General features: G+C 64.7%; 20 protein-coding genes. 12 read left to right on the plus strand and 8 right to left on the minus strand.

Going from position 1 to position 23,156, the window contains the following annotated elements; genetic code table 11:
- Window positions 1-130 precede the first annotated feature (130 nt).
- A complete protein-coding gene (locus tag ACOJB8_RS22870) occupies window positions 131-910 on the plus strand; it encodes an HAD-IIB family hydrolase (RefSeq protein ID WP_475014391.1) in 780 nt (259 codons plus the stop codon).
- 569 nt (window positions 911-1,479) lie between these two features.
- Entirely contained in the window at window positions 1,480-2,709 is a 1,230-nt protein-coding gene (locus ACOJB8_RS22875) for a porin (protein WP_342947036.1), read from the plus strand.
- Window positions 2,710-3,008: 299 nt separating this feature from the next.
- Here ACOJB8_RS22875 and ACOJB8_RS22880 read toward each other — a convergent pair whose 3' ends face one another.
- From ACOJB8_RS22880 to ACOJB8_RS22900, 5 genes are all read right to left on the minus strand, one after another.
- Complete coding sequence (locus ACOJB8_RS22880) at window positions 3,009-3,299, minus strand: LLM class flavin-dependent oxidoreductase (protein ID WP_342947035.1); 291 nt, start codon at window positions 3,297-3,299, stop codon at window positions 3,009-3,011.
- Between the two features lie 111 nt (window positions 3,300-3,410).
- Window positions 3,411-4,661 carry an acyl-CoA dehydrogenase family protein gene (locus ACOJB8_RS22885; RefSeq protein ID WP_342947034.1) on the minus strand — a complete coding sequence of 417 codons (1,251 nt, stop codon included), beginning with the start codon at window positions 4,659-4,661 and terminating at the stop codon, window positions 3,411-3,413.
- A 204-nt stretch (window positions 4,662-4,865) separates the two neighbouring features.
- A complete protein-coding gene (locus tag ACOJB8_RS22890) occupies window positions 4,866-5,141 on the minus strand; it encodes an ArsR/SmtB family transcription factor (protein ID WP_475014591.1) in 276 nt (91 codons plus the stop codon).
- A 230-nt stretch (window positions 5,142-5,371) separates the two neighbouring features.
- Complete coding sequence (locus ACOJB8_RS22895; protein ID WP_069261297.1) at window positions 5,372-6,025, minus strand: peroxiredoxin; 654 nt, start codon at window positions 6,023-6,025, stop codon at window positions 5,372-5,374.
- Between the two features lie 144 nt (window positions 6,026-6,169).
- On the minus strand, window positions 6,170-7,501 hold the full coding sequence (locus ACOJB8_RS22900; RefSeq protein ID WP_342947032.1) for an NtaA/DmoA family FMN-dependent monooxygenase: 1,332 nt from the start codon (window positions 7,499-7,501) through the stop codon (window positions 6,170-6,172).
- Between the two features lie 229 nt (window positions 7,502-7,730).
- Here ACOJB8_RS22900 and ACOJB8_RS22905 point away from each other — a divergent pair, with 229 nt between their 5' ends.
- From ACOJB8_RS22905 to ACOJB8_RS22950, 10 genes are all read left to right on the plus strand, one after another.
- Window positions 7,731-8,861 (plus strand): LLM class flavin-dependent oxidoreductase, encoded by a 1,131-nt coding sequence (locus ACOJB8_RS22905; RefSeq protein WP_342947031.1) that lies wholly within the window; start codon window positions 7,731-7,733, stop codon window positions 8,859-8,861.
- On the plus strand, window positions 8,858-9,418 hold the full coding sequence (locus ACOJB8_RS22910; protein WP_069261299.1) for a GNAT family N-acetyltransferase: 561 nt from the start codon (window positions 8,858-8,860) through the stop codon (window positions 9,416-9,418). The genes ACOJB8_RS22905 and ACOJB8_RS22910 overlap by 4 nt, the downstream gene beginning before the upstream one ends.
- Window positions 9,419-9,477: 59 nt before the next feature.
- Entirely contained in the window at window positions 9,478-11,118 is a 1,641-nt protein-coding gene (locus ACOJB8_RS22915) for an ABC transporter substrate-binding protein (protein WP_342947030.1), read from the plus strand.
- 14 nt (window positions 11,119-11,132) lie between these two features.
- Entirely contained in the window at window positions 11,133-12,773 is a 1,641-nt protein-coding gene (locus ACOJB8_RS22920) for an ABC transporter substrate-binding protein (RefSeq protein WP_342947029.1), read from the plus strand.
- A gap of 50 nt (window positions 12,774-12,823) precedes the next feature.
- Window positions 12,824-13,837, plus strand: coding sequence for an ABC transporter permease (locus tag ACOJB8_RS22925; RefSeq protein WP_069261301.1), 1,014 nt, complete (start codon window positions 12,824-12,826; stop codon window positions 13,835-13,837).
- Between the two features lie 15 nt (window positions 13,838-13,852).
- Window positions 13,853-14,722, plus strand: a complete 870-nt coding sequence (locus tag ACOJB8_RS22930; protein WP_368619269.1) for an ABC transporter permease — start codon at window positions 13,853-13,855, stop codon at window positions 14,720-14,722.
- Window positions 14,719-16,503 (plus strand): dipeptide ABC transporter ATP-binding protein, encoded by a 1,785-nt coding sequence (locus ACOJB8_RS22935; RefSeq protein WP_475014420.1) that lies wholly within the window; start codon window positions 14,719-14,721, stop codon window positions 16,501-16,503. Before ACOJB8_RS22930 ends, ACOJB8_RS22935 begins: the two co-directional genes overlap by 4 nt.
- Window positions 16,504-16,532: 29 nt before the next feature.
- Complete coding sequence (locus ACOJB8_RS22940) at window positions 16,533-17,867, plus strand: LLM class flavin-dependent oxidoreductase (protein ID WP_475014423.1); 1,335 nt, start codon at window positions 16,533-16,535, stop codon at window positions 17,865-17,867.
- Between the two features lie 61 nt (window positions 17,868-17,928).
- Window positions 17,929-18,702: an SDR family NAD(P)-dependent oxidoreductase gene (locus ACOJB8_RS22945; RefSeq protein WP_342947024.1), complete on the plus strand. Its 774-nt coding sequence runs from the start codon at window positions 17,929-17,931 to the stop codon at window positions 18,700-18,702.
- Window positions 18,703-18,714: 12 nt separating this feature from the next.
- The gene (locus ACOJB8_RS22950) at window positions 18,715-19,584 is read left to right on the plus strand and encodes a CmcJ/NvfI family oxidoreductase (RefSeq protein ID WP_342947023.1); all 870 of its coding nucleotides are present in this window, start codon (window positions 18,715-18,717) and stop codon (window positions 19,582-19,584) included.
- Window positions 19,585-19,660: 76 nt separating this feature from the next.
- Here ACOJB8_RS22950 and ACOJB8_RS22955 read toward each other — a convergent pair whose 3' ends face one another.
- The 3 genes from ACOJB8_RS22955 to ACOJB8_RS22965 form a co-directional block, all read right to left on the minus strand.
- Window positions 19,661-21,313: an ABC transporter substrate-binding protein gene (locus ACOJB8_RS22955; protein ID WP_342947022.1), complete on the minus strand. Its 1,653-nt coding sequence runs from the start codon at window positions 21,311-21,313 to the stop codon at window positions 19,661-19,663.
- A 24-nt stretch (window positions 21,314-21,337) separates the two neighbouring features.
- Window positions 21,338-21,682: a DUF3088 domain-containing protein gene (locus ACOJB8_RS22960; protein WP_342947021.1), complete on the minus strand. Its 345-nt coding sequence runs from the start codon at window positions 21,680-21,682 to the stop codon at window positions 21,338-21,340.
- Between the two features lie 102 nt (window positions 21,683-21,784).
- Window positions 21,785-23,107 (minus strand): LLM class flavin-dependent oxidoreductase, encoded by a 1,323-nt coding sequence (locus ACOJB8_RS22965; protein ID WP_342947020.1) that lies wholly within the window; start codon window positions 23,105-23,107, stop codon window positions 21,785-21,787.
- Window positions 23,108-23,156: the final 49 nt, after the last annotated feature.

Consider the following 23,156-nt stretch of genomic DNA (forward strand, 5'->3'; position numbering starts at 1 on the left):
CGTAGAACGCCCGGTCGCTCGTCGGAAGGCGTGCCTTAGCACGCAATCGGCGAAGCAATGCGTGATCCGCCTTTGGACGAGGCGTCCAGCGTCCCTCATAATTGGAGATTTAGTCGCCACAGGGACCCTTATGGAGCCGCTATCGTCAGCGCCATTTCACGAGTTTTCCGGTGTCCAGTTTGTCTTCACCGACATGGACGAAACGCTGACATATCGTGGACGGCTGGCCGCACAAACCTATAACGCGCTCGAGCGATTGCAGTCGGCAGGCATCCGTGTGATTCCGGTCACCGCGGCGCCCGCCGGATGGTGCGATCAGATGGCCCGCATGTGGCCCGTGGATGGCGTCATTGCGGAGAACGGCGGCATCTTCATGAGGCGCGAGGCAAACGGCCATGGCGTCGAGCGCTCCTGGTGGGTTCACGCGGAGAGCGTGACGGCAATGCAATCGCAGCTCAGTTCCATCGCAAGAGGTATTGAAGCGGCCATCCCCGAGGCCCGCATCGCGGACGACCAGGCGTTCCGCGTTGCCAGCCTGGCCTGGCAACGCACGGGAACTTCGCTGGACGACCGGATCGTGGAGGCGCTGAAAGCCGCCGGCGCGGACGCAACAGTCAACAATCTATGGGTGCTGGGCTGGCTTGGCGGCTACGACAAGCTGTCGATGTCGCTGCGCGTTCTCGCCGGATCGTTCGGCACCACGCCGGAAGCCGCCACGAGGGTTGTTGCCTATTCCGGTGATTCGACAAACGACGCGCCGATGTTCGGTTTTTTCAGGCATACGGTGGGTGTCAGCACGGTGGTCGACTATCTGCCCGGGCTTCCGGTCGCGCCGCGATGGATAACACGTGGTCCCGGTGGTGCCGGGTTCGTCGAGTTCGCGGAGGCTATCCTGCGCGTGCGGTTGTGAGCTGCACAGCAGCCCGGCAGCACAAACGTCGTGCCTCGACTCCGCTACGCGCCACCGGCATATCACCGACGAGGCGGTAAATCACGGCCTTGCGGCGCGAAAATCCCCGCGACGTATCATCTAAATGTGTTGTATCGCCGCATCCACGCCATCGAGCAGTCTCTTGCGCGGCAACGCAGAATGTGCAGCACTGAATGCGGCCCCAGTTCAACAAGGTACATGGACGCATGCGGAACGCGGCCCGGACGAGCAGCAGACGTGTCCGAGCCGCGCATTCACTGATTCAGCAGACGCGACCACCCTCGCTCAAGTCATACACAAAATCCGCATTCGCATTGCTGCACGGATAAATAACAGTATAAGAAATCGTTCGATAACGACGCTGTATTAGCCTTGACCACGGCTTCGACTACTCCGGAAAATGGTCCCCGTTGCGCGCGAATTACCTGCAACAAATATCTATTAAATCGTTTCAATTTATTAGTTCGTAGTGCATAGCGAATTAATGAATTTTGCACCATTTTGAAACAGCCCTTCAGCAGCTGTCGTGTATTGAAAAACCATTTACGATGAAAAAAACACTTCTCGCCCTGACTTCAATCGCACTGTCACCCCTTGCTGCCTATGCGCAGAGCAGCGTGACCCTCTACGGTATCGTCACCGGCAACGTGACATACGTAAACAACGTTCAGACGGCCGCCACGCCGGCCGGTGGCAAGCCAACCGGCGGCAGCCAGGTCGCCTTGCTTGATAGCGGCAGCTCGGGCCCGAGTTCGAGCCGCTGGGGCCTGAAAGGCACCGAGGATCTGGGTGGCGGCCTGAAGACGCTGTTCGTGATCGAAAGCGGCTTCAGCGTCGCCAACGGCACACTCGGCCAGGGGGGGACGCTGTTCGGCCGTCAGGCCTGGATCGGGCTCAGCGCACCGAATTACGGCACCGCATCGCTCGGTCGCCAGTCCGACGCCGCGGTGGACTATGTGTCGCCGCTGCTTTACGCCTGGTACTTCGGCAATCTCGCGATCCACCCGGCCGACTACGACAACCTGAACTTCACGCACCGTATCAACAACACGGTCAAATACAGTTCGGACGCTTTCGGCGGCTTCCGGTTCGGCGCGCAGTACAGCTTCGGCGGCATCGCAGGCAACTTCACGCAGAACCAGTACTGGTCCGCAGGCTTCAGCTATACCGGACCGAGCATTGCGGTTGCCGCGTCGATTATCAACGCGCGTAATCCGAACAATTCGCTCTACGGCACGAACGCGAATGCGAGCGCCACCGGCAACAATCTCGGCTCCGCCGGTTCCGCCACCACCCCGGAATCGAACCCGGCTATTTCGGGCTTCGCCTCTGCCCGCACCCAGCAGACGGTCGCCGTGGCCTCCACCTGGACGATCGGCTCGGCCATCCTGGGTGTCGCCTGGTCCAACACGCAATACCGCGATCTTGGGGCAACCGCTTCGCTCAACACCCAAAACTACCGCGGTACGGCGTCGTTCAATACGGTCGGCGCGAGCGTTCGCTATCAGGTCACGCCGTTCCTGCGCGTCGGCACGTCATTCGATTACACGAACGGCGGCAACCTGAACGGTCTGGGCGGCGCGCGCTACGAGCAGTGGAACGTGGGCGCTGGCTACTCGCTGTCGAAGGCCACCGAACTGTATACGACGGCGGCGTACCAGCACGCCAGCGGCGTCGACTCGTGGGGCCGCCACGCCGTCGCGGACATCGGCTATCTGTCACCCTCGACGACGTCGAATCAGGTCGCGGTCTCGGCCGGTATCAAGCACCTGTTCTAAGCAGCGACACGGGCCGCTGCCCTGTCAGTTCGAAGGCGGCGGCACGATTATTTCGATGAATATGTAGCGTTGTGAATCATTCCAGTGATGGCCCATTGGTTTAACGCTGCCTGCTGCGCGTTGAGCCCCGCGCGACGGAGCGGCCTTTCATCCGGTGTCCGGGCAAGGAGAAGCGCTATCGGATCCACCGAAGCGGGTGCGGTCCGTCTGCCTGACTGAGGCCCGTACGTGTTAAGCATTCATAGAAACCGCTCATATTGATCGCACGACACATGGGTTGTGTAGTGCCTTCAGCAAATCTAGCCTCTTTGTTTTCGGACCGTCCGCCGCGCATTCCGCCAGCGCCGCACGTGCCTTCGACAACCGAGGTCGTTAACGGGCAATTGCGCACCCGTACGCAGCGACGTCTCGGCACTGCCGCCGTAGACGTCGAGCAGGCGCAGGGCATACGCGATGAACAATGTGTCTAAGCCGCCTTCGTCGAGCAACTTTGCGAGGTCGGTCCAGTGGTCGACGTGCGTGTAGCGCCCGGTCTCGTCGTCGTAGGGATGTCGCCACAGACCGTAATTCAGATGCGACGCCGTGTTCATCGTGAACGCGTTCAGGATGATCGGCTCTGCCGTGATGCTTTCCAGTGCTGATGAATCGCGTTGGCAGGCGCCGCGGTCGGCGGCAAGCGTCCGGGCGCGCGGGGATGCGGACTATGCCTGCGCGACGCTCTGCGCCGCTTCGTCCGGGACGGCTTGCCGCGCGTGCGGAAGGCTGAAACGTTCCTCGGGCGGCGCCGCGTTCAGATGGAAGTTGCCGATTGCGGCTTCGCGCTGCCCCGCCGGATTGTGCGAGGCGATCGTGCGTGCATTGCGCCAATGGCGATCGAAGCGCCGGGCTTCGCTGGTCGCCGACGCACCGCCGACTTCGAACATCAGCGTGGTCGCCTCGAGCGTCTGCTCGATGACGATCTGCTGCGCCTCATACGCTTCGATGTCGAGCGCGATGTACTCGTCAGTGGTCGCCTCACCTTCTGCGCGACGTTCGTGCAGGCGTTCGAGCCCGTGCGCCACCGCATCGACGATGGCTCGCGTCGAGTAGCCGAGGCTGGCGAGCCTGCCGACCACACGATGCACCAGCGGGTTGTCGCGCGGGCTCGATTGTCCGGCCACGCCGAAGGTCCGCGTGCGTCCATGCACGAACTCGACGCTGTCGCGCAAGACCGCCTGCACGATACCTGCCAGCGTGGCTAGATGAACGGTCTGATAGAACGCGGTGAGCGACGAGTTGCGGCGAGGCTCCGAAGCGCGATAGCGCGAAATGATCGCGTCCGGTGTAACCGGCACGCTCTCGAAACGCGTGGTGCCGCTCGCGGTGAGGCGCTGGCCGAAGCCATCCCAGTCGTCCAGCCGGCTCACGCCCGGGCTGTTCGCCGCAATGACGAGCGTGAGATCCGACTCGTCGTCGTGTGCCGCGACGCTCAGCCAGTCGGCATAAAGCGCCCCCGTGCTGTAATACTTCTCGCCATCGAGAAGCAACGCACCGGTCGAAGCGTCGCGCCGCAGCACCGCCGAGTTATGCGTCTTGTCCGTGCGCTCGGAAGTCGCCGCGCCCAGCGTCTCGCCGGCGGCGATGCGTTCGAACCAGCGCGCGCGCTGGGTTTCATCGCGATCTTCCAGGCGGTATTCGATGAAACCGAAATGCGCGCGCAGGATTTGCGGCAGATTCGAATCGGCCGCGCCCAGCTTGCTCAACTGGCGAAAGAATTGCGGCAGCGTGACACCGCCTCCGCCATAGCGGCGCGGCACGCGTAGCGCCGTGAAGCCTGCGTCCTTCAACCATCGCACGGGTTCATGGGCGAGCGCGCGTTGCTGTTCGCGTTCGATCGCGCCTTGTGCAATGCGGTCATAGATCGGCTCGAAGCGTTCGTCGAGTTGCTCGTCGGTCAAAGGTGGAGGCGTCATTGCATATTCGGTGATGAACAATCCTGACGAGGATACGGTCCATATCGTTGAGCTAGCAACGAATGAAAGCTGCTTTCTTTATCGCAGCTTACGCAATCGTGATGCATCGGAATATGCTCGCGTGTTACAGCGTCATTTCATGCGCCATAACAATTCACAGCGTGTAAGTCGCTCGCTCTCGTCGACGGCCGCGCCGTGAAGCGATCAGCGAGCCGGATCGTCACGGGTATCCGTACAGAATTGCTGATAAAGCACGGCCATGACAGCAAGCGCCTGCGCACTCGCTACCGTGTAAAAGATGTTCTTGCCATCGCGTCGTGCGCTCACGAGACCTTTCTCACGAAGCATCGCCAACTGCTGGGGCAGCGCCGGCTGACGGATGTTGAGTTGTGCCTCGAGTTCGCCAACGGCTAGCTCGCCTTGCGGGCGCGCGCTTTGATGGCGCAGCGCGTGGCGCGAGGCATCGAGTGCATGCCCGATGTACAAGTTCTCGGCTTCCTGGCGCAAATTGGGCGGCCCGAGGCGCATCGGGAAGAGCACGCCCTTGAGCGTGCCGACGATATCGGCGAGCGCCTCGAGAACCTTGGAGAATTCTCAAGCGCTGTCCAAAAACATTGCGCCGCGTGGAGCCGACGATGCAGGTTCGCATACGTTCGCGCATCGCGAGTCACGGCGCCGTAATATCACCTGCCCGTGGCGCCGAAGCGTACCTATTTGGGCTGCGCGACCGTCCGCAGCCAGGGCTTCAGCGTCTTGAAGCCCTCTGGATATTTTTTCTTTGCATCCTCATCCGAGACGGAGGTGGGAATGATCACATCATCGCCCGGCTTCCAGTTCACCGGGGTGGCGACCGTATGCTTCGCGTTGAGCTGGAGGGCGTCGAGCAGCCGCAAAACCTCGTCGAAGTTACGCCCGGCGCTCATCGGGTAGGTGAACGTCGCCTTGATCTTCTTGTCTGGTCCAACGATAAACACGGCGCGGATGGTCGCATTGTCGACCGCGGTGCGCGGGCCGCCGCTCGCGTTGGGATGGATCATGTCGTAGAGCTTTGCAACTGCGAGGTCCGCGTCGCCAATCATCGGATAGTTGACCGCGGTGCCCTGCGTCTCTTCGATATCCTTCGCCCATTTGTGGTGGTCGTCGACCGGATCGATACTGAGCCCGATCACCTTGGTCCCGCGCTTGTCGAACTCGGGCTTGAGCTTGGCCATATAGCCCAGCTCGGTTGTGCATACCGGCGTGAAATCTTTCGGGTGCGAAAACAGGATCGCCCACTGGCCTCCGATCCACTCGTGGAAGCGGATCGGTCCTTCAGTCGTTTGTGCAGTGAAATCGGGGGCTTCGTCGCCTATGCGGATGGACATGGCCTGGCTCCTTTGGGTGGGAGAATGCAAACGGCATCTTTCACTGTAGTAGTGTTTCCCCCGCCGAATTACAAAGAATGGACAGGCCAGGCTATAGAAGAAATTCCGGGATGCTTAGCACAACGAGGAATGACGAAGCGCTGGTTAGCCTTCGTTCGCTGCCCGCAGGGCGTTTCCGCCGGACCATGCCTGCAGCGGCGGCAATTCCAGATTCGAGCGGAAGTCTTCGCCCACATAGTCGGCATCGATCAGTTCGCGCCGGCGCAACTCCGGCAGCAGCCCGTTGAGCAACAGGTCCTCCTGATCCGGCTGGCCAAGACCATGCAACGAGAGCACATCGACGAAGCCGGCACGATAGCGCTCTTCGATCGCGTCGGCGAGCTGTTCGGGCGTCCCGGCAACGAACCAGTGGCCGGTTTCCTGCGCGCGGATGATCAGCTCGCGCAAGCTGAGCCGCTGCCGCGCGTAAGCCAGGAAGATCGCAACCCGCCCTCGCCGCCGATGCACGCTGTCGATCGTCGGCAGCAAGGACTCCGGCAGCGGCTCGTCGAGCGGCAGATTGCGGAGATCGATGCCGCCGCCCAGCATGTCGGCGAGCTTGAGCCGTCCCTGCTCGTAGTCGATGCGCTCGTGCTTGTCGCGCAGCCGTCGCGCGACGTCCGCATCCGATTCGCCGATCACCGAATGAAATGAGTTCATCACGAACGGCAGCCGGTTCGCACGCCCAAAACCAATCGCCTGACGGCGCAGTTCGGTGACGAAAGCACGCGCATCGTCGAGCGTCGGTTGCGACGTGTAGACCACCTCGGCATAGCGCGCGCCGAGCGTGACGCCGCTCGCCGACTGACCCGCCTGAAACTGGACCGGAATGCGCTGGGGCGGAGGCGGAACGTTGAGCGGCCCCTCCACCTGGAAGTATTCTCCGCGATAGTGGATCGGACCCAGCCTGGCAGGATCGACAGCCACGCCACCACTTGCCCAACGCCGCGTCGCCCCAGGATGGTTCGCACCGAACAGACCCTGAACCACTTCGACGAATTCGGTGGCGCGCGCATAGCGGCGCTCGGGGTCGGGCAGGGCGCCGTCGCCGAAATTTTCTTCGCCCACCGACGACGTCACGGCATTCCACGCCGCACGGCCACCGCTCACGTGATCGAGTGTACCGATCAGCCGCGCGAGGTTGTACGGATGATGGTAGGTCGTCGAGACCGTTGCGACGAGGCCGATCCGCGAGGTGGCCTGGCTCAATGCCGCGAGCGCGACGATCGGTTCCTGGCTGCCGGTGATGCCGGCAAGACCGGCCGCATCCGCCTGCAAGAGATCAGCCGTAAAGAGGCCTGTGACCTTGTGCGCTTCCGCCTTGCGTGCAAGCGCCGCCGCACGGCGTATGCCCTGTGCCGCGTCGGTATCGCCGCTCGCATACAGCACGCTCGCCGCGCCCACCAATGTCTTCAGCCGTCTACGCGCGCCGCTCATGATGCCGTCCTGTCTATCCGATCAATTGATGTTTTGCGCCGGCGTGACGACACCGATGTCCGTCACGCGGCAATCGGACATAGTGTGCAATCACCCCCCTCCAATCGAACAAATATTTTCGGCTTTCCATATTCCTCTTCATTGTTTGACCGTTCGGTTTGCGAAGAAAAATAATTTTGTGCACCGAAATTGACTGGGCGGCTGCGATCGATGCCCGCTCTCCCTCAGCATGACACTACCCACGAGCCACTCCGATCCTGCACAGCGCGAACCCGCTTTCCGCCTGAGCGTTCTCGACAAGAGCCCGATTGCGGCCGGCGAAACCGCCGCCGACGCGCTCGCGCGCAGCGTCTTTCTGGCACAAGCCGCCGAGGCGTGGGGCTATCACCGTTACTGGCTCGCCGAGCATCACAACTCCGCGGGACTTGCGTGCCCGTCGCCCGAAATCCTCGTGGCTTATGTGCTTGCGCAGACGCGCCGCATCCGCGTTGGATCGGGCGGCGTGATGCTGCAGCATTACAGCCCGTACAAGATCGCGGAAAATTTCAACCTGCTGGCTTCGCTTGCACCAGGCCGTGTCGACCTCGGCGTTGGCAAGGCGCCCGGTGGACTGCCCTTGTCGACGCGCGCACTGCAACACGCCTTCGATGCAGGCCGCCGCCCGGATTTCGCCGAACTTGCTTTCGAACTCAAGCGGTATCTGTTCGATGCCAAGGCACCGGCTTCGGGCGAAGCCGATGAGGCGAATGGCGAGAGCGACGAGAAAGCGCTGCGCGCGACGCCATTGCCGCCCGCTCCCGTGCAACCCTTCTTGCTCGGCGCGAGCGCCGAAAGCGCGACGCTCGCGGCTCGCCTTGGCTGGGACTTTGTCTACGCTGCGCATATCAACGCGGCGACCAGCGATCTCGAGCGCGCATTCGACGCTTACCGCTCGCTATCGGGCGGCCGTGCGCCGCTGCTCGCGATTTCGATCGTCGTGGCCGAAACGGCGGCCGACGCCGCGCAGCTCGCAAGCGGCTTCCAGCGCTTTCGTGTGCAGGTTGGCGAGGGTGCCGCGGTCAACGTCGCGAGCCTCGAGCAGGCGCACGCATTCGTGCGCCAATCGGGCGGCGGTGCGCACCGCATTGAACAACGCGAAACGCGCATCGTGCACGGCACGCGCGAGGACGTGCTGCGCGAACTCGACGCACTGCATCGCCGCCATGGCATTGACGAATTCGTCGTGGACACGCCGATCATCGACGCTACACGCCGCATAGCGTCGCTCGGACTGCTTGCAGACGGCAACATTCCTCTTCCACACGCGAGCCCATCCTCCGCCCCCGGCATTCACCCTTCGCTCGCCGTGACAGAACAATGACCGACAAGATCCGCATTGCGGGCCAGGACGATGTGCCGGCCCTCTACGACCTGCTACAGCAGGCCTACGCACCGCTTGCGCGCGAAGGCGTTCACTTCACGATCACGCGCTCACCGGTCGGGCGCGTGGCGCAGGCGGTCGCAAGCCAGACGACGTTCGTGCTCGAGCGCGAAGTGGTCGGCGGCGGCACAGCGCTTGCCGCGACGCTGACCGTGCGCTTTCCCTGGTCGCCCGAAGGCAACCGGCTCGCACCCTGGCCGTTCCTGCACTGGTTTGCCGTCGCGCCCGCGTTCAAGCGCCAGGGCCTTGGCAACGTGCTGCTCGATCATGTCGAAACGCAGTTTCTGCGCGCGCAGGTCAAGGCGCCCGCAACGTGGCTCGCGACCGCCGTCAATCACCCCTGGCTCGCCCCGTTTTACGAGCGTCACGGCTATGAACCTTTTCATCGCTCGACCAACGCGCTCGGCACGCCGCTGGTCTGGCTGCGCAAGATCCTTATTCCCGAGCTTTACAGCGAGCCGGTTGCAGCCGGCGCACGCGATCCCCAAGCCGCATGATAGCCCGCGCGCAACCGCCTTCCCCTGATCGACCGACCCACTGCTCAAGGTACTCACCGATGACGTTTTCATTCCCGGCGCAAGCCTCTTGCACCTCGCGCCGAACCGCGGCGGCGGCGGTCCTGCTCGCCCTCGCGCTGCCGCATCCGACGCTCGCGGCAGGCCAGCCGGTCACCGGCGGCACGCTGACGTGGGGCGTGGAAACCGAGCCGCGCACGCTCAATCCGCAACTGAACGGCCAGGACAAGGTCGTGCTGCTGCTGCGCAACGCTTACGAAAGCCTGCTGGCGCAAAAGCCCGACGGCAGCTTCGTGCCGTGGCTCGCCGCCGGCTACAAAGTCTCGCCCGACGGCAAGACTTATACCTTCACGCTGCGCGACGGTGTCAAGTTCACGGACGGCGCACCGTTCGACTCGAAGGCCGTGGCCCGCAACTTCCTCTATGCTCGCGACCTCTCCTACTCCGGCGGCAGCAACCTCGCGCGCCTGATTTCGCACGTTGCCGACGTCAAGACACCCGACGCGCACACGGTCGAGATCACGCTCGACGCGCCGTACGCGCCGTTCCTGACCTTTGCCGGCTCCCTCCCGCTCCTCTCGCCGAACGCGTTCGACAAGTCGAGCCTCAAGTCGGGCGGCACCGACATCGCAGGAACGGGCCCATTCATCCTGCGCCGCTACGTGAAGGGGCAGGAGATCGAGTTCGACAGGAATCCAGATTATCGATGGGCGCCGACAACCAGCGGCCATCAGGGGCCGGCGTATCTTGACCGCGTGGTTTATCGCTTCCTGCCTGAATCGTCGGTTCGAACGGGCGCGCTGCTGTCCGGGCAGGTCGACGTGATCGAAGGCGTGTCGGGCAACGACGCGGGGCTGATCCGCAGCAATCCCGACCTCACGTATCAGCATGCGCTGAACACCGGGACGCCCTACTCGCTGTTCCTGAACGTCACCTACGGCGCGGCGCAGGACGCCAATGTGCGCCGCGCGTTGCTCGAAGGACTCGACGTAAGCGGCATCGTCCAGTCGGTCTACCGCGGCGAACGCACGCGCGCATGGGGCATCACCTCGCCGATCGATCCGCTCTACGACCACAGCATCGAAAAGAGCTACGGCAACAATCCGAAGCTCGCCAATGCGCTGCTGGACGCAGCGGGCTGGACCGCGCGCGACAGCGCCGGCTACCGCGCGAAAAACGGCGAGCGTCTCACCATCGCGGTAATCCAGGCACAGGCGACCGTGCGCGACCAGCGCGACGTGCTGCTGCAGGCGTTGCAGGCGCAGGCGCGTCAGCGGCTCGGCGTCGATCTGAAGGTGCAGTACGTCGACGACGGCACCTATGCGGATGCGCGCAAGAGCGGCAAGTTCGGCTCGATCGCGAACTCGAACACACCGCCGGACGGGATCGATATCGAAGGCCACTACCTGCCCGTCGATCACGGCGGCGCGCTCAATTACAGCCGCGCGTCGGCACCGGAACTGAGCCGCTGGCTGCAGGCCGCTGCGCAGACGCAGAACGCCGGCGAGCGCAAGGCGCTGTACGGCCAGTTGCAGCACTTCGCGATCGACCAGCAGGCGTTCGCCGTGCCGCTCTACGAGCCGGAAGACCAGATCGCCGCCGCGAAGACGGTCCAGGGCCTCGGCTTCCGCTCGTATGCGCAGATGCCCGAAAACCCCTATGACGTGTGGATCAAACGCTAACCATGACGATGTCGATGTCAACGCCTCTCGCCATGGCCAGGTCCGCGCGCTGGCGGCGCAGGGTCGCCGCCGGGGGAATCGCGCTTGCGGCAACGGCCACTGGCGGCGTCAGCGCCGCGCCCGCTTCGTGCGGCACGCTGACGTGGGGCATCGAGACCGAGCCGACGACCCTCAATCCGCAACTGAACGGACAGGCGAAAGCGGAACTGATCCTGCGCGCGAGCTTCGAGTCGCTGCTCGCGCGCAAGCCCGATGGCACCTATGTCCCATGGCTCGCGACTGGCTACACGGTCTCGCCGGACGGCAAGACGCTGACGTTTGCACTGCGCGACGGCGTGAAGTTCACCGACGGCCAGCCGCTCGACGCCGCAGCGGTCGCGAAGAACTTTCTCGAGGTGCGCGACCCGTCTTACTGCGCCGGTTCGAGCTATTGCGGAATCGCGTCGCGCCTCGCCGGCGCGCGTTCCGTCGATGCGCGCACCGTTCAGCTCACGTTGAACGAGCCCTACGTGCCGTTCCTCTCATTCGCCGCTGGGCTCAAGCTCATCTCGCCCGCCGCCTATGCCTCGCCGCAACTGAAATCGGGCGGACGCGAAGTCGCGGGCACCGGACCGTTTATTCTCACGGCCTGGCGCAAGGGACAGGAAGCCGATTTCGTTCGGAATCCAGATTATAAATGGCCGCCGGCTACGACGACCCATCAGGGCACGGCATACCTCGACCGAGTGGTCTACCGCTTCCTGCCCGAGTCGTCGGTGCGCACCGGCGCGCTGCTGTCCGGCCAGGCCGACGTGATCGAGGGCATTTCGGGCAACGACGCCACATTGCTCGAAAAGCAGCCGGACCTGCGCTACCTCCATGCGCTGAACACGGGCTCGCCGTACTCGCTCTATCTGAACGTGGCCTACGGCCCCACCCAGGACGTGCGGGTGCGCCGTGCGCTGTTGCAGGCGTTCGATCTCGACACTCTCGTCGCCGCGATCTATCGCGGCAAGCGCACACGCGCCTGGGGCATCACCTCGCCGGTCGATCCGCTGTATGACCGCAGCATCGAGCACAGCTACGGCAACAATCCGAAGCTTGCCAACGCGCTGCTCGACGAAGCGGGCTGGACCGGGCGCGACACCGGCGGCTACCGCACGAAGGACGGACGGCGGCTGTCGATCGACGTCGTGCAGGCGATCGCCACCGTGCGCGACCAGCGCGATGTGCTGTTGCAGGGACTCCAGGCGCAGGCGCGCCAGCGGCTCGGCGTCGAGCTGAAAATCCGCTATGTCGACGCGGGCACCTATGCCGACGTGCGCAAGACCGGCAAGTTCGGCGCCATACCCAACTCGAACACCGATACCGACGGAATCGATACAGAAAACCACTACCTGCCCATCGACCGCGGCGGCGTGATCAATTACAGCCGCACGGCGGACCCGCGCCTGCTCGCGTGGCTGAACGAAGCCGCGCAGACGCGCGACGACGCGGCGCGCGAGCGCATCTACGCGCGACTGCAACACACGGTGATCGTCGACGAGGCCTACGCAATTCCGCTCTATCAACCCGAGGACGAGATCGCCGCCAGCACGCGCGTGCGCGGCCTGGCGTTCCGCAGCTTCAAGCAGATGCCGGAAGCGCCTTACGACGTCTGCCTCGATTCGCGCTGACGCGAGACGTGCGGCGCGCACCGGCTTCGCCAGCAGGAGAACTTTCGACCATGACCCACCCGACTCCCTTACCGCTGCCCGACGAGAGCGTACCCCGCCCGACGGCGCCGCTTACGCGCGTGCGCCGCACGTGGTTGCGCTCGCCGGTCGCGACGCGGCTCGTGACCGGCGTGCTGGTGTTGTGGGCCGCGATCACGCTGTCGTTCGTCGCCGTGCATCTCGCGCCCGGCGATATCGTCAGCATCCTGATCGGCGAGCAACTGAACACGCCCGAGATTGAAGCCGCGATCCGCAAGGAATGGGGCCTCGACGAGCCCGTATCCCTGCAATACCTGCACTACCTGTGGCGTGTGTTGCACGGCGACTTCGGCCGCTCGTACGTCCTGAACACGGACGTCGCCCCGCTCGTGATCGGCCAGCTCTGGCCCACGCTCAAGCTCACCAGCGCCGCGCTGGTCGTCGCGGTCGTGTTCGCCGTGGGGCTCGCGGTGCTGACTGCGGGGCGCCGCTTCGGCGCCCGCGCCGCCTCAGGCGTGGAGCTGCTGCTCGCTTCGACGCCCTCATTCTGGCTCGGCATCATGCTGCTTTTCGTGTTCAGTTTCACGCTCAAGCTCTTCCCCGTGGCCGGCGACCGCGGCTTCTCCTCGCTCGTGCTGCCGGCGCTCTCGCTGGGGCTCGCGCAAGGCGCGGTGATTGGCCGCATATTGCGCAAGGGCATCGAGCGCGCGCTCGACGAGCCGTACGCGCTGACCGTGCGCGCGTGGGGCATTGGCGGCTTCGCGCTGCGCCTGCGCCATGCGCTGCGGCACGCCGCGTTGCCGGCAGTCACGCTCGCCGGCTGGCTCGTGGGCGGCTTGTTGAGCGGCGCGGTCATCACCGAGCAGGTGTTCGGGCGCCCAGGGCTCGGCAAGGTGACCGTCGATGCCGTGCTCGCGAAGGACATGCCCGTGATCCTCGCGATCGCGATCCTCTCCGCAGCGATCTACGTCGTCCTGAGCACCGCCGTCGACCTGCTCTATCTCTTGATCGATCCGCGCCTGCGCGACCCGCGCGCGCGGCGCTGAACCGGAGGCTTCACGATGTCAGTTCCTCTCGACCTGCCATTGCGGGCGCGCGCGGGTTGGCGTGCCGCCAGCTGGATATGGCGTCATCCCGGCCTTGCGCTTGCGGCGCTCTGGCTCCTTCTCAACGTCATCGCCGTCGCCGCGCCCGAATGGCTGACCCGCTATGATCCGCTCGTGGCGGACCCAGTCTCCGCGCAGCTCAGCGCCAGCGCCGAGCATTGGCTAGGCACCGACCAGCTGGGCCGCGACATCTTTGCGCGCGTCGTCTACGGCGCACGCTACTCGCTCTCGATCAGCGCGGCGGCGATCGCCATCGCGACGCTCGCAGGCACCGTGCTTGGGCTGATCGCCGGCCTCGCGCGCGGCTGGCTCGACGAGCTGATCACGCGCTTTCTCGACGTGGTGTCCGCCTTTCCGGACCTCCTGCTTGCGCTCATGCTGATCTCGTTCACGGGCCCCGGCGCCGTCAATCTCGTCTTCGCGCTTGGCGTCGCCTCGATTCCGCGCTTTGCGCGCGTTGTGCGCGCGCAGACCTTCGTCGTCGCCGAATCGGGGTATGTGGAGCAGGCGCGCACGTTCGGTCTCGCGCCGGCCGTGCTGGTCTGGCGGCACGTGTTGCCGCACGCCATTGCCCAGGTGCCCGTACTTGCCACGATCGGCCTCGGCACCGCGATCATCGGCACATCGGGCCTGAGCTTTCTCGGCATGGGGCCGCAGCCGCCCACGGCCGAGTGGGGACTGATGCTCGCCGAGGGCCGCAACTATCTGTACAACGCATGGTGGATCGCGGTCTGGCCCGGCGTGGCGATCACGGCCGCCGTCATTGCTGTGAACGCGCTCGGCGGCTACTGGCAGGCGCGTTTCGAACGCCGGGAGGTCGCATGACAGCCGCTGCCACTGCCAATCTCGCCGCCCGCGTGCGCGTTGGGTCTGCCACGGAAGGCAGCCTCTCAGCGCCGGTCCCGCTACCCGCCGTGATTCATCCGTTCACCGCGCCGCCGGGCGAACCGCTCGTGCGTATCAAAAACCTTAGCATCGCGTTTCATGAGCGGCACGCCGCGCGCGCCGCCGTCGAATCACTGAGCCTGAGCGTGCATGCGGGCGAGTGCGTCGCGCTCGTCGGCGAATCGGGCTCCGGCAAATCCGTCACCGCACGCAGCCTCGTCGGACTGAACGGCCCGAAGGCGCAAACACAGGCCGAGCGCTTCGAGATCGCGGGCGAGGACGCAAGCCGCTACCGCGAGCGCGACTGGCGCGGCATACGCGGCCGCCGCATCGGCTACGTGCTCCAGGACGCACTGGTCTCGCTCGATCCGCTATGGCGCGTGCGCAACCTCGTAGCCGAATCGCTGCATAGTGTGCGCTCGCGCGACATCCACCACCGCAGCGTCGAGATCCTGCGGGCGGTGGGCATCGACGAACCCGAGCGCCGGCTGCCGCAATACCCGCATCAACTGTCGGGCGGCTTGCGGCAGCGCGTACTGATCGGCACGGCCATCGCGGGCGGCGCTTCGCTGCTGATCGCCGACGAGCCCACCACAGCGCTCGACATGACCGTCCAGCGTCAAATCCTATCGCTGCTGCGCGCCCGCCGCGACGCCGGCGACGCGCTGCTCCTCATCAGCCACGACCTCGCCGTGGTCGCGGAACTGGCAGACCGCGTGCTCGTCATGCGTGCGGGCCGCATCGTCGAAGAAGGGCCGACGCGCGACGTGCTGGGGCGCCCAGCGCATCCTTATACGCGGCAGCTGCTCGCCGCGATTCCCGTGCCCGCGTCGCGCGGCTACCGGCTCTCGGGCGACGCGGGACCTGGCGCCGCCACGGCCGAGGCACGGGTTGCGCTGCCGGCGAAGCAGATTGTCGACGATGCCCGTGTGCTTTCAGTCGAAGCGATCACGAAGCGCTACGGCGGCGACGACAGCGCGCCCCCCGCCGTCGACGACGTGTCGTTTTCGCTCGCCAAAGGCGAAACGCTCGGCATCGTCGGCGAATCCGGCTCGGGCAAGTCGACGGTCGCGCGCATCGTGCTGGGCCTGACCACTCCCGACAGCGGCCGCGTGACGCTCGACGGCCAGCCCTGGAGCGGCGTGCCCGAATCCGCTCGGCGACATCGGCGGGCCGGCCTGCAGCTCATTGCGCAGGACCCCTATAGCTCCTTCGACCCGCGTTATACGGTCGGCCAGCTCATCGGCGAGAGCCTCGACGCGGTCGGCATTCGCGGCGACGCGCGGCGACGCCGTGTGCTGCAACTGCTCGACGAGGTGCGGCTCGGGGCGGGCTGCTACGACCGCTACCCGCGCGAACTCTCCGGCGGCCAGCGCCAACGCGTGGCGATTGCGCGCGCATTCGCGCCGAACCCGGCGCTGCTCGTTGCCGACGAACCGGTGAGCGCGCTCGACGTATCGATCCAGGCGCAGGTGCTCGACCTGCTTGCCGACATGCAGTCCGAGCACGGCACGGCCATGCTGTTCATTTCGCACGACCTCGGCGTGGTTCATCACGTTGCCGACCGCGTGCTCGTGATGCGGCGCGGCCGCCTGGTCGAGAGCGGACCTGTCGGGCAGGTATTCACTGCGCCAACGCATGCCTATACCGCCTCGCTGCTCGATGCGCTGCCAAAGCTGCCCAAGTCGGCTCAGCAGGGCGAACCGCCCACTTCCGCGTGACGTCCCACACGCCCTCTATCTTGCACACCATGAGCCAATCGACCACAAATCCCCAACGTCAGATTCACCTCGGCGCGATCATCCAGGGCGCTTCGGGCAACATGTCCGCATGGCGGCATCCCGATGCGATCGCCGATGCCAGCATCAACGTGAACTTCGTTCGCGAGCTGGCGCGCGAGGCCGAGAACGCGAAATTCGATCTGCTGTTCGTCGCCGACGGGCTGCACATTAACGCGAAGTCGATCCCCCACTTCCTGAACCGCTTCGAGCCGCTCACGCTACTTTCGGCGCTCGCGTTCGCGACCACGCGCATCGGCCTCGTTGGCACGCTCTCGACTTCGTACAGCGATCCGTTCACCGTCGCGCGCCAGTTTTCGAGCCTCGATCACCTGAGCGACGGCCGCGCGGGCTGGAATGTGGTGACCTCCCCGCTGGAAGGCTCCGCGAAGAATTTCTCGCGTGACAAACACCCAGAACATGCACTGCGCTACCGGATCGCCTCCGAGTTTCTGGACGTGACGAAGGGGTTGTGGGATTCGTGGGAGGACGACGCCTTCGTTCGCGACAAGGCGAGCGGCGTGTTCTTCGATCCGGACAAGCTGCATGCGCTCGATCACGCGGGCGAGTTCTTTTCGGTTGCCGGCCCGCTCAATATCGGCCGCTCGCGCCAGGGCCGCCCGATCCTGTTCCAGGCGGGCGCTTCCGACGAAGGAAAGGCGGTTGCGGCGAGCCATGCGGACGCGATCTACACGCGCCAGGAAACGATCGGGCTTGCACAGGCCTTCTATGGCGACGTCCAGAAGCGGCTCGCCGCCCACGGCCGCGCAGCCGGCAGCCTGAAGATCTTCCAGGGCATCAGCGTGATCGTGGCGGATTCGGCCGTGCAGGCCGAGGACCAGTATCGCGAAACCGCACGGCTCGTGACGATCGAGAATGCGCTCGACTACCTTGGCCGCTACTTCGATCACCACGATTTCTCGCAGTACCCGCTCGACGCTCCATTTCCCGACATCGGCGAACTGGGCAGCAACCAGTTCCGCAGCACGACCGACGCGATCAAGCGCAACGCGGCCGAGCGCCGGTTGACGCTGCGCGAGGTCGCGTTGGAAGCCGCAACGCCCAGGCCCAGCTTTCTCGGTACGCCCGAACAGGTCGCCGATGGCTTGCAGGCCTGGGTCGAAGCGCGCGCGACCGATGGCTTCATCGTGCGCGGCGGTACACCGCTCGCGTTCACCGAATTCGCGCGTAAGGTGGTGCCGATCCTGCAGGAGCGTGGTGCCTACCGGCGCGACTATGCAGGCACGACGCTGCGCGAGCATCTTGGGCTCGACTATCCCGTGAACCGCTATGCGCTGACCGCATGAATAACCATATGAAGTTTCATTCTTTTCCAAAAGCGCGCGTGGTGACTAGCGTGAAAGAATCATGAGCGACGTTTCCTCTTCTCTTCCTGCTTCGGTCGCATGGATTGCCGGGGTGGGCGCGAGCGCCGGCCTGGGCGCGGCGCTCGGGCGCCACTTCGCCCGAGCAGGTTACACGGTCGTGCTGACCGGACGCACGGCGCCGCGTGTGGAAGCGCTCGCCGCGGAAATACGCGCGCAAGGCGGCCGCGCCCACGCAGCACCCGGCGACGTGGCAAACGAGCAGGATCTCGCGCGCATCGCGCAACTTCTGACGAGTCACGGAATTCTGCGCAGCGCGATTTTCAACGCGGGCAACGCCGTACGCGCGCCAACGCTCGAACTCGAAGTCGCGCAGTTCGAGTCCGCGTGGCGCACAAACGTGCTAGGTGGCTTCGTGTTTGCCCGCGCCGCCTTGCCCCTTCTGCTGGACGCCCCGGACGCCGCGACGAACCCCTCGGGCGCCGGCAGCCTCATCTTTACCGGCGCGACCGCGTCGCTGCGCGGGCGGCCGCCGTTCGCCGCGTTCGCAGCGGCGAAAGCGGGCCTGCGCTCGCTGGCCCAAAGTCTCGCGCGCGAATTCGGACCGCGAGGCGTGCACGTGGCGCACGTCGTCATCGACGGCGGGATCGACGGCGAACGGCTGCGAAGCGCCGCGCCCCAGCGCGCTCAAGACGCAGGGCCGGACGGTCTGCTGCAACCCGAAGCTATCGCCGAAAGCTATTGGCAGTTGCACCGCCAGGCCCGCAGCGCCTGGACACAAGAGCTGGATCTGCGCCCGTGGCGCGAACCGTTTTGATCAGGATGACTTATGAGCACAGTGCTATCGGTCCCCTCGCCTCTTTCGCGAACGTCTGCCGTCGAGGCGGAACTCAACTATCTCGCGCCGGGCAACGCCCGGCCGGTCAATTACACGTTCGAGCCGCCGGAGGGAACGGCATGGAGTTCGGGCACGCTCGACCCACGCCGCGTGACGATACGTAACGCGCGTCCGCTTGCAGAGGCCGGCGAAATCTCGCTCGACCGCAATGGCTTTCAGCTCGTTTCGCATCGGAGCGCAGTGAGCGACTACAGCGACGAAAGCCTGATCCGCCTCGTGTATCGCCCCGAGGCCGAGGCGTTGCTGCGCGACATCACGGGAGCCGAAAAGGTCGTCATCTTCGACCACACGCTGCGTGACAGCGCGAGCGGCTCACGCGGCAACGCCACACTTCGCGAGCCTGTGCGGCGCGTGCATAACGATCAGACTTTCGTGTCCGGACCGCGCCGGGTGCGCGATCATCTCGATGCCGAAGAAGCGCAACGGCGGCTGGGGCATCGCTTTGCGATCGTCAACCTGTGGCGGCCGCTCAGCGTGGTGGAACAACTGCCGCTCGCGCTGTGCGACGCGCGCTCGATCGCGGCCGGCGATCTCGTGCCGACCGACCTTCTCTACCGCGACAAGACCGGCGAGACCTATTCGTTTCTCGCGAACCCGCAGCATCGCTGGTACTTCTTTCCCCGTCTGCGCCCCGACGAAGTACTACTGCTGAAAATCTACGATTCTCTGGAGGACGGCACGGCGCGGCTCACCGCTCACACCGCTTTCGAGGACCCCACCAGTCGTGCGGACGCGGCGGCGCGGCGCAGTATCGAATTGCGCGCGCTTCTGTTCTGGCCCGCGGGCTCAGACACGCATTGACGAATGGCGCTGCGAGTCGCGCCATTCGTCTGTGGCCACCGAAGACACGCGGCCGACTCGCCACCCTCACTAGTACCTATTGCAACGACACGCCGTCGAAACGGTGGCTGCCCAACGGCGAGAACACGAGCCCGTCAACGCGCTTCGAAGCTGGCAGCGAGACGATCGAGTGCGCGATCGGCGTAAATGGCACCTGTTCCTTGAAGACGACCTGGGCGCGCTCATAAAGCGCCGCACGCTCGCTCACATTCGCATCCGCACGCGCCTTTTCGATGAGCGAGTTGAACGACGGGTCGCACCACTTCGAGACGTTGCTGCCATGCACCGCATCGCAGCCGAGCAGCGCGCCTAGCCAATTGTCCGGGTCGCCGTTGTCGCCCGACCAGCCGTAGAGCAACGCGTCGTGTTCGCCGTCCTGCTTGGCGCGGCGGTTGTACTCGCCCCACTCATAGCTCACGATCCGCGCGTGAACGCCGATCTTCTCCCAGTCCTGCTGGATGAGCTGCGCCATCAGTTGTGCGTTCGGGTTATAGGGGCGCTGCACCGGCATGGCCCAAAGCGTAATCTCGAAGCCATTCGCCAGCCCTGCCTGCGCAAGCAGTGCGCGTGCCTTCGCAGGATCATACGGCGCGTCCTTGAGCGCATTGTTGTAGGACCATTGGGCAGGCGGCATCGGGTTCGTCGCAATCTTCGCGTTGCCTGCGAACACGGCCTGAATAATGGCGGGCTTGTCGATCGCCATGTCGAGCGCCCTGCGCACTTCCACGCGATCCAGTGGCGGATGCTGCGTGTTGTACGCCACAAAGCCCACGTTGAAGCCGACGCCGGAAACGACCTTGAGCGTCGGATTGCGCTTGACGACCTCCAGATCAGCCGGACGCGGAAACACCGATACGTGGCACTCGCCGCTCGCGAGCTTCTGGATGCGGACCGCCGGATCGGGCGTGATTGCGAATACGAGGTGTGCGAGCTTGACGTCCTGCGTTCGCCAATAGTCGGGATTGGCGTCGTAGCGGATCAGTGCGTCCTTCTGGTACGAACGGAACGCGAACGGACCGGTCCCCACGGGCAACTGGTTGATATCGGCCTCGCGGTGCTGCGTACTCAGCTGCGCGGCGTACTCGGCTGAGAGGATCGACGCGAAGCTCATGGCAAGGTTGCGCACGAAGATCACGTCGGGCGTCTTGAGGTCGAAGCGCACTGTGTAATCATCGACTTTTTCGATGCGCGCGATATTCTTGTCGAACCCGAGATCGCTGAAATAGGGAAAACTCGTCGGATACGCCTTGCGAAACGGCATCTGCGGATCGAGCATGCGCGTGAAGGTGAAAATCACATCATCCGCGTTGAAGTCCCGCGTGGGATGAAACCACGAGGTCGTCTGAAATTTCACACCGTGGCGCAAATGAAACGTGTAGGTGCGTTGATCCGCTGAACTCTCCCAGCTTGTTGCGAGCGCGGGCTCGAGATCGAGTGTGCCGTTGCGGAACTGCACCAGCTCGTTGTAGACCGTATTCGTGCTCGCATCGAAATCGGTGCTGGTGGTGTGCTGCCCCGGGTCGAATCCCGCCGGGCTGCCTTCGCTGCAGAAAACCAGTGTTCCTTTGGGCGTGGCTTGCGCCGCATGAGGCAAAAGGAGCAGCGCCGCGGCGTTGCAAAGCGATATGGCGAGAGCCAGCGCGTGGCGCCGCGTGCGCGAGGGGATGGCGGCAAAAAGACGAAGTGGCATGGTGTTGTGTTGTACGAACGCTGCTCAATGCACCCTGGGAAAGCCGTGCCGTTCGGCAAGCAGCGCGAGAATCCGGTTCGTGTCGGTCACGAAGTGACGGCCGTTCACCGTTTGCACGTCTTCGGGAACCGCATGCTCGTCGCCGAGCACGAGCACGGGCAGCCCCTGATGTGCCTCGTCGAGCACCTCGATCACCACCGCACGCGGTCGCGTGAACGGCAGCCGCTTTACGTCGATGCGCGCGACGCGCTCGGGGTCGCTCGCAAGCAATCCTTCTATTGGCGCGCCGTGCGGACAGATGAAACGCTCGCCGGGACGGGCAGGGTCGGTAAAGCCAGGTTGCAGCAACAGCAGCAAGTCTCGACTCATGGTGTACTTACGCTCCGCTTTTGAAAGGGAAAATGTCCAAGGGTTGTCGTGTTCGTCCGCGCGCGGCTGCCATCCATGAATCGAGCCAGCCGCGCCGTTGAGTCAGCGCGTCGAGGCGAGCGCGTAACGGCTAATCCGTCGCGGCAAGCCAAGGTGGTCTCGCAGCGTCTCCCCGCTCAGGCGCCGGCTGTATCGGCCACGTGCTTCGAGCACCGGAATCACGTGTCTGACAAAGTCGTCGAGGCCCTCCGCCTGCACCGGAAAACCGAGGATGAAGCCATCGGCGGCGCCGGCGTCCATCCATCGGATCAGTTCGTCGGCAACCTGCTCGCCTGTGCCGAGGAAATGCGTCTTTGGCGTGGCGACGGCCAGCGCGACTTCGCGCAGCGTCGAGCCGTTGCGGCGCGCGTCGGCCTTGATGCGGTCCGTGGTCGAGCGAAAGCTGTTCTTGCCGAGGTCGCCAAGCTCCGGAAACGGCGCATCGAGCGGGTATTGCGTGAAGTCGTGATGATCGAAGTAGCGGCCAAGGTAGGCGAGCGCCTCGTCGACGCTCAGCAAGTCGCGGATCAGGCGGTACTTCTCTTCGGCTTCGTCGTGCGTCGTGGCGACGATCGGGCCGATACCGGGAAAGATCTTCACCTCGCTCGGGGCGCGCCCGTGGGCCACGGCGCTGCGGCGCACGCGCCCGGCGAACTCGCGAGTCTCTTCGAGCGAGGGCGAATGTGTGAACACGGCGTCGGCGTATTTGCCGGCGAGATCGATGCCGGCGTCCGACGAGCCGGCCTGAAAAATCACGGGCTGGCCCTGGGGCGAGCGCTGAATGTTGAGCGGCCCGGCCACTTCGAAGAAGCGGCCCTTGTGGTCGAGCGTATGAAGTTTCTCGCGATCGAAAAAGCGCCCGGTTTCGCGCTCGCGCACGAATGCGTCGTCGTCCCAACTATCCCAGAGCCCCTGCACGACTTCCAGGTATTCGTCGGCAATCTCGTAGCGCAGCGCGTGATTGGGGTGATCGCCGCCGTAGTTCTTCGCCGAGCCCTCCAGCGGGGACGTCACCACATTCCAGCCCGCGCGGCCGCCGCTGATGAGGTCGAGCGAGGCGAGTTGCCGCGCCACCGTGAACGGATGGCTGTATGAAGTCGAGATCGTGCCTGCGAGCCCGATCTTCGAGGTCGCAGTCGCCAGCGCCGAAAGCACGGAGATCGGCTCGAAGCGGTTCAGAAAATGGGGGATCGACTTTTCGTTGATGTAGAGGCCATCTGCCACGAAGGCGAACGCCAGGCCGTTGGCCTCGGCCTTCTGGGCAATTCCGGTAATGAAGTCGAGGTTGACACTGGCATCCACCGGATTACTTGGGTGCTTCCATGCGTTCATGTGGCCGCCGGGGCCATGCAGCATGATGCCGAAGGTGAGATTACGCTGGGTCATAGTCGTGTCCGATCATCAGAGTGGCATGAAGCAGTCAGCACACGCGGCG

It is taken from the genome of Paraburkholderia sp. BR10141, assembly GCF_056155635.1.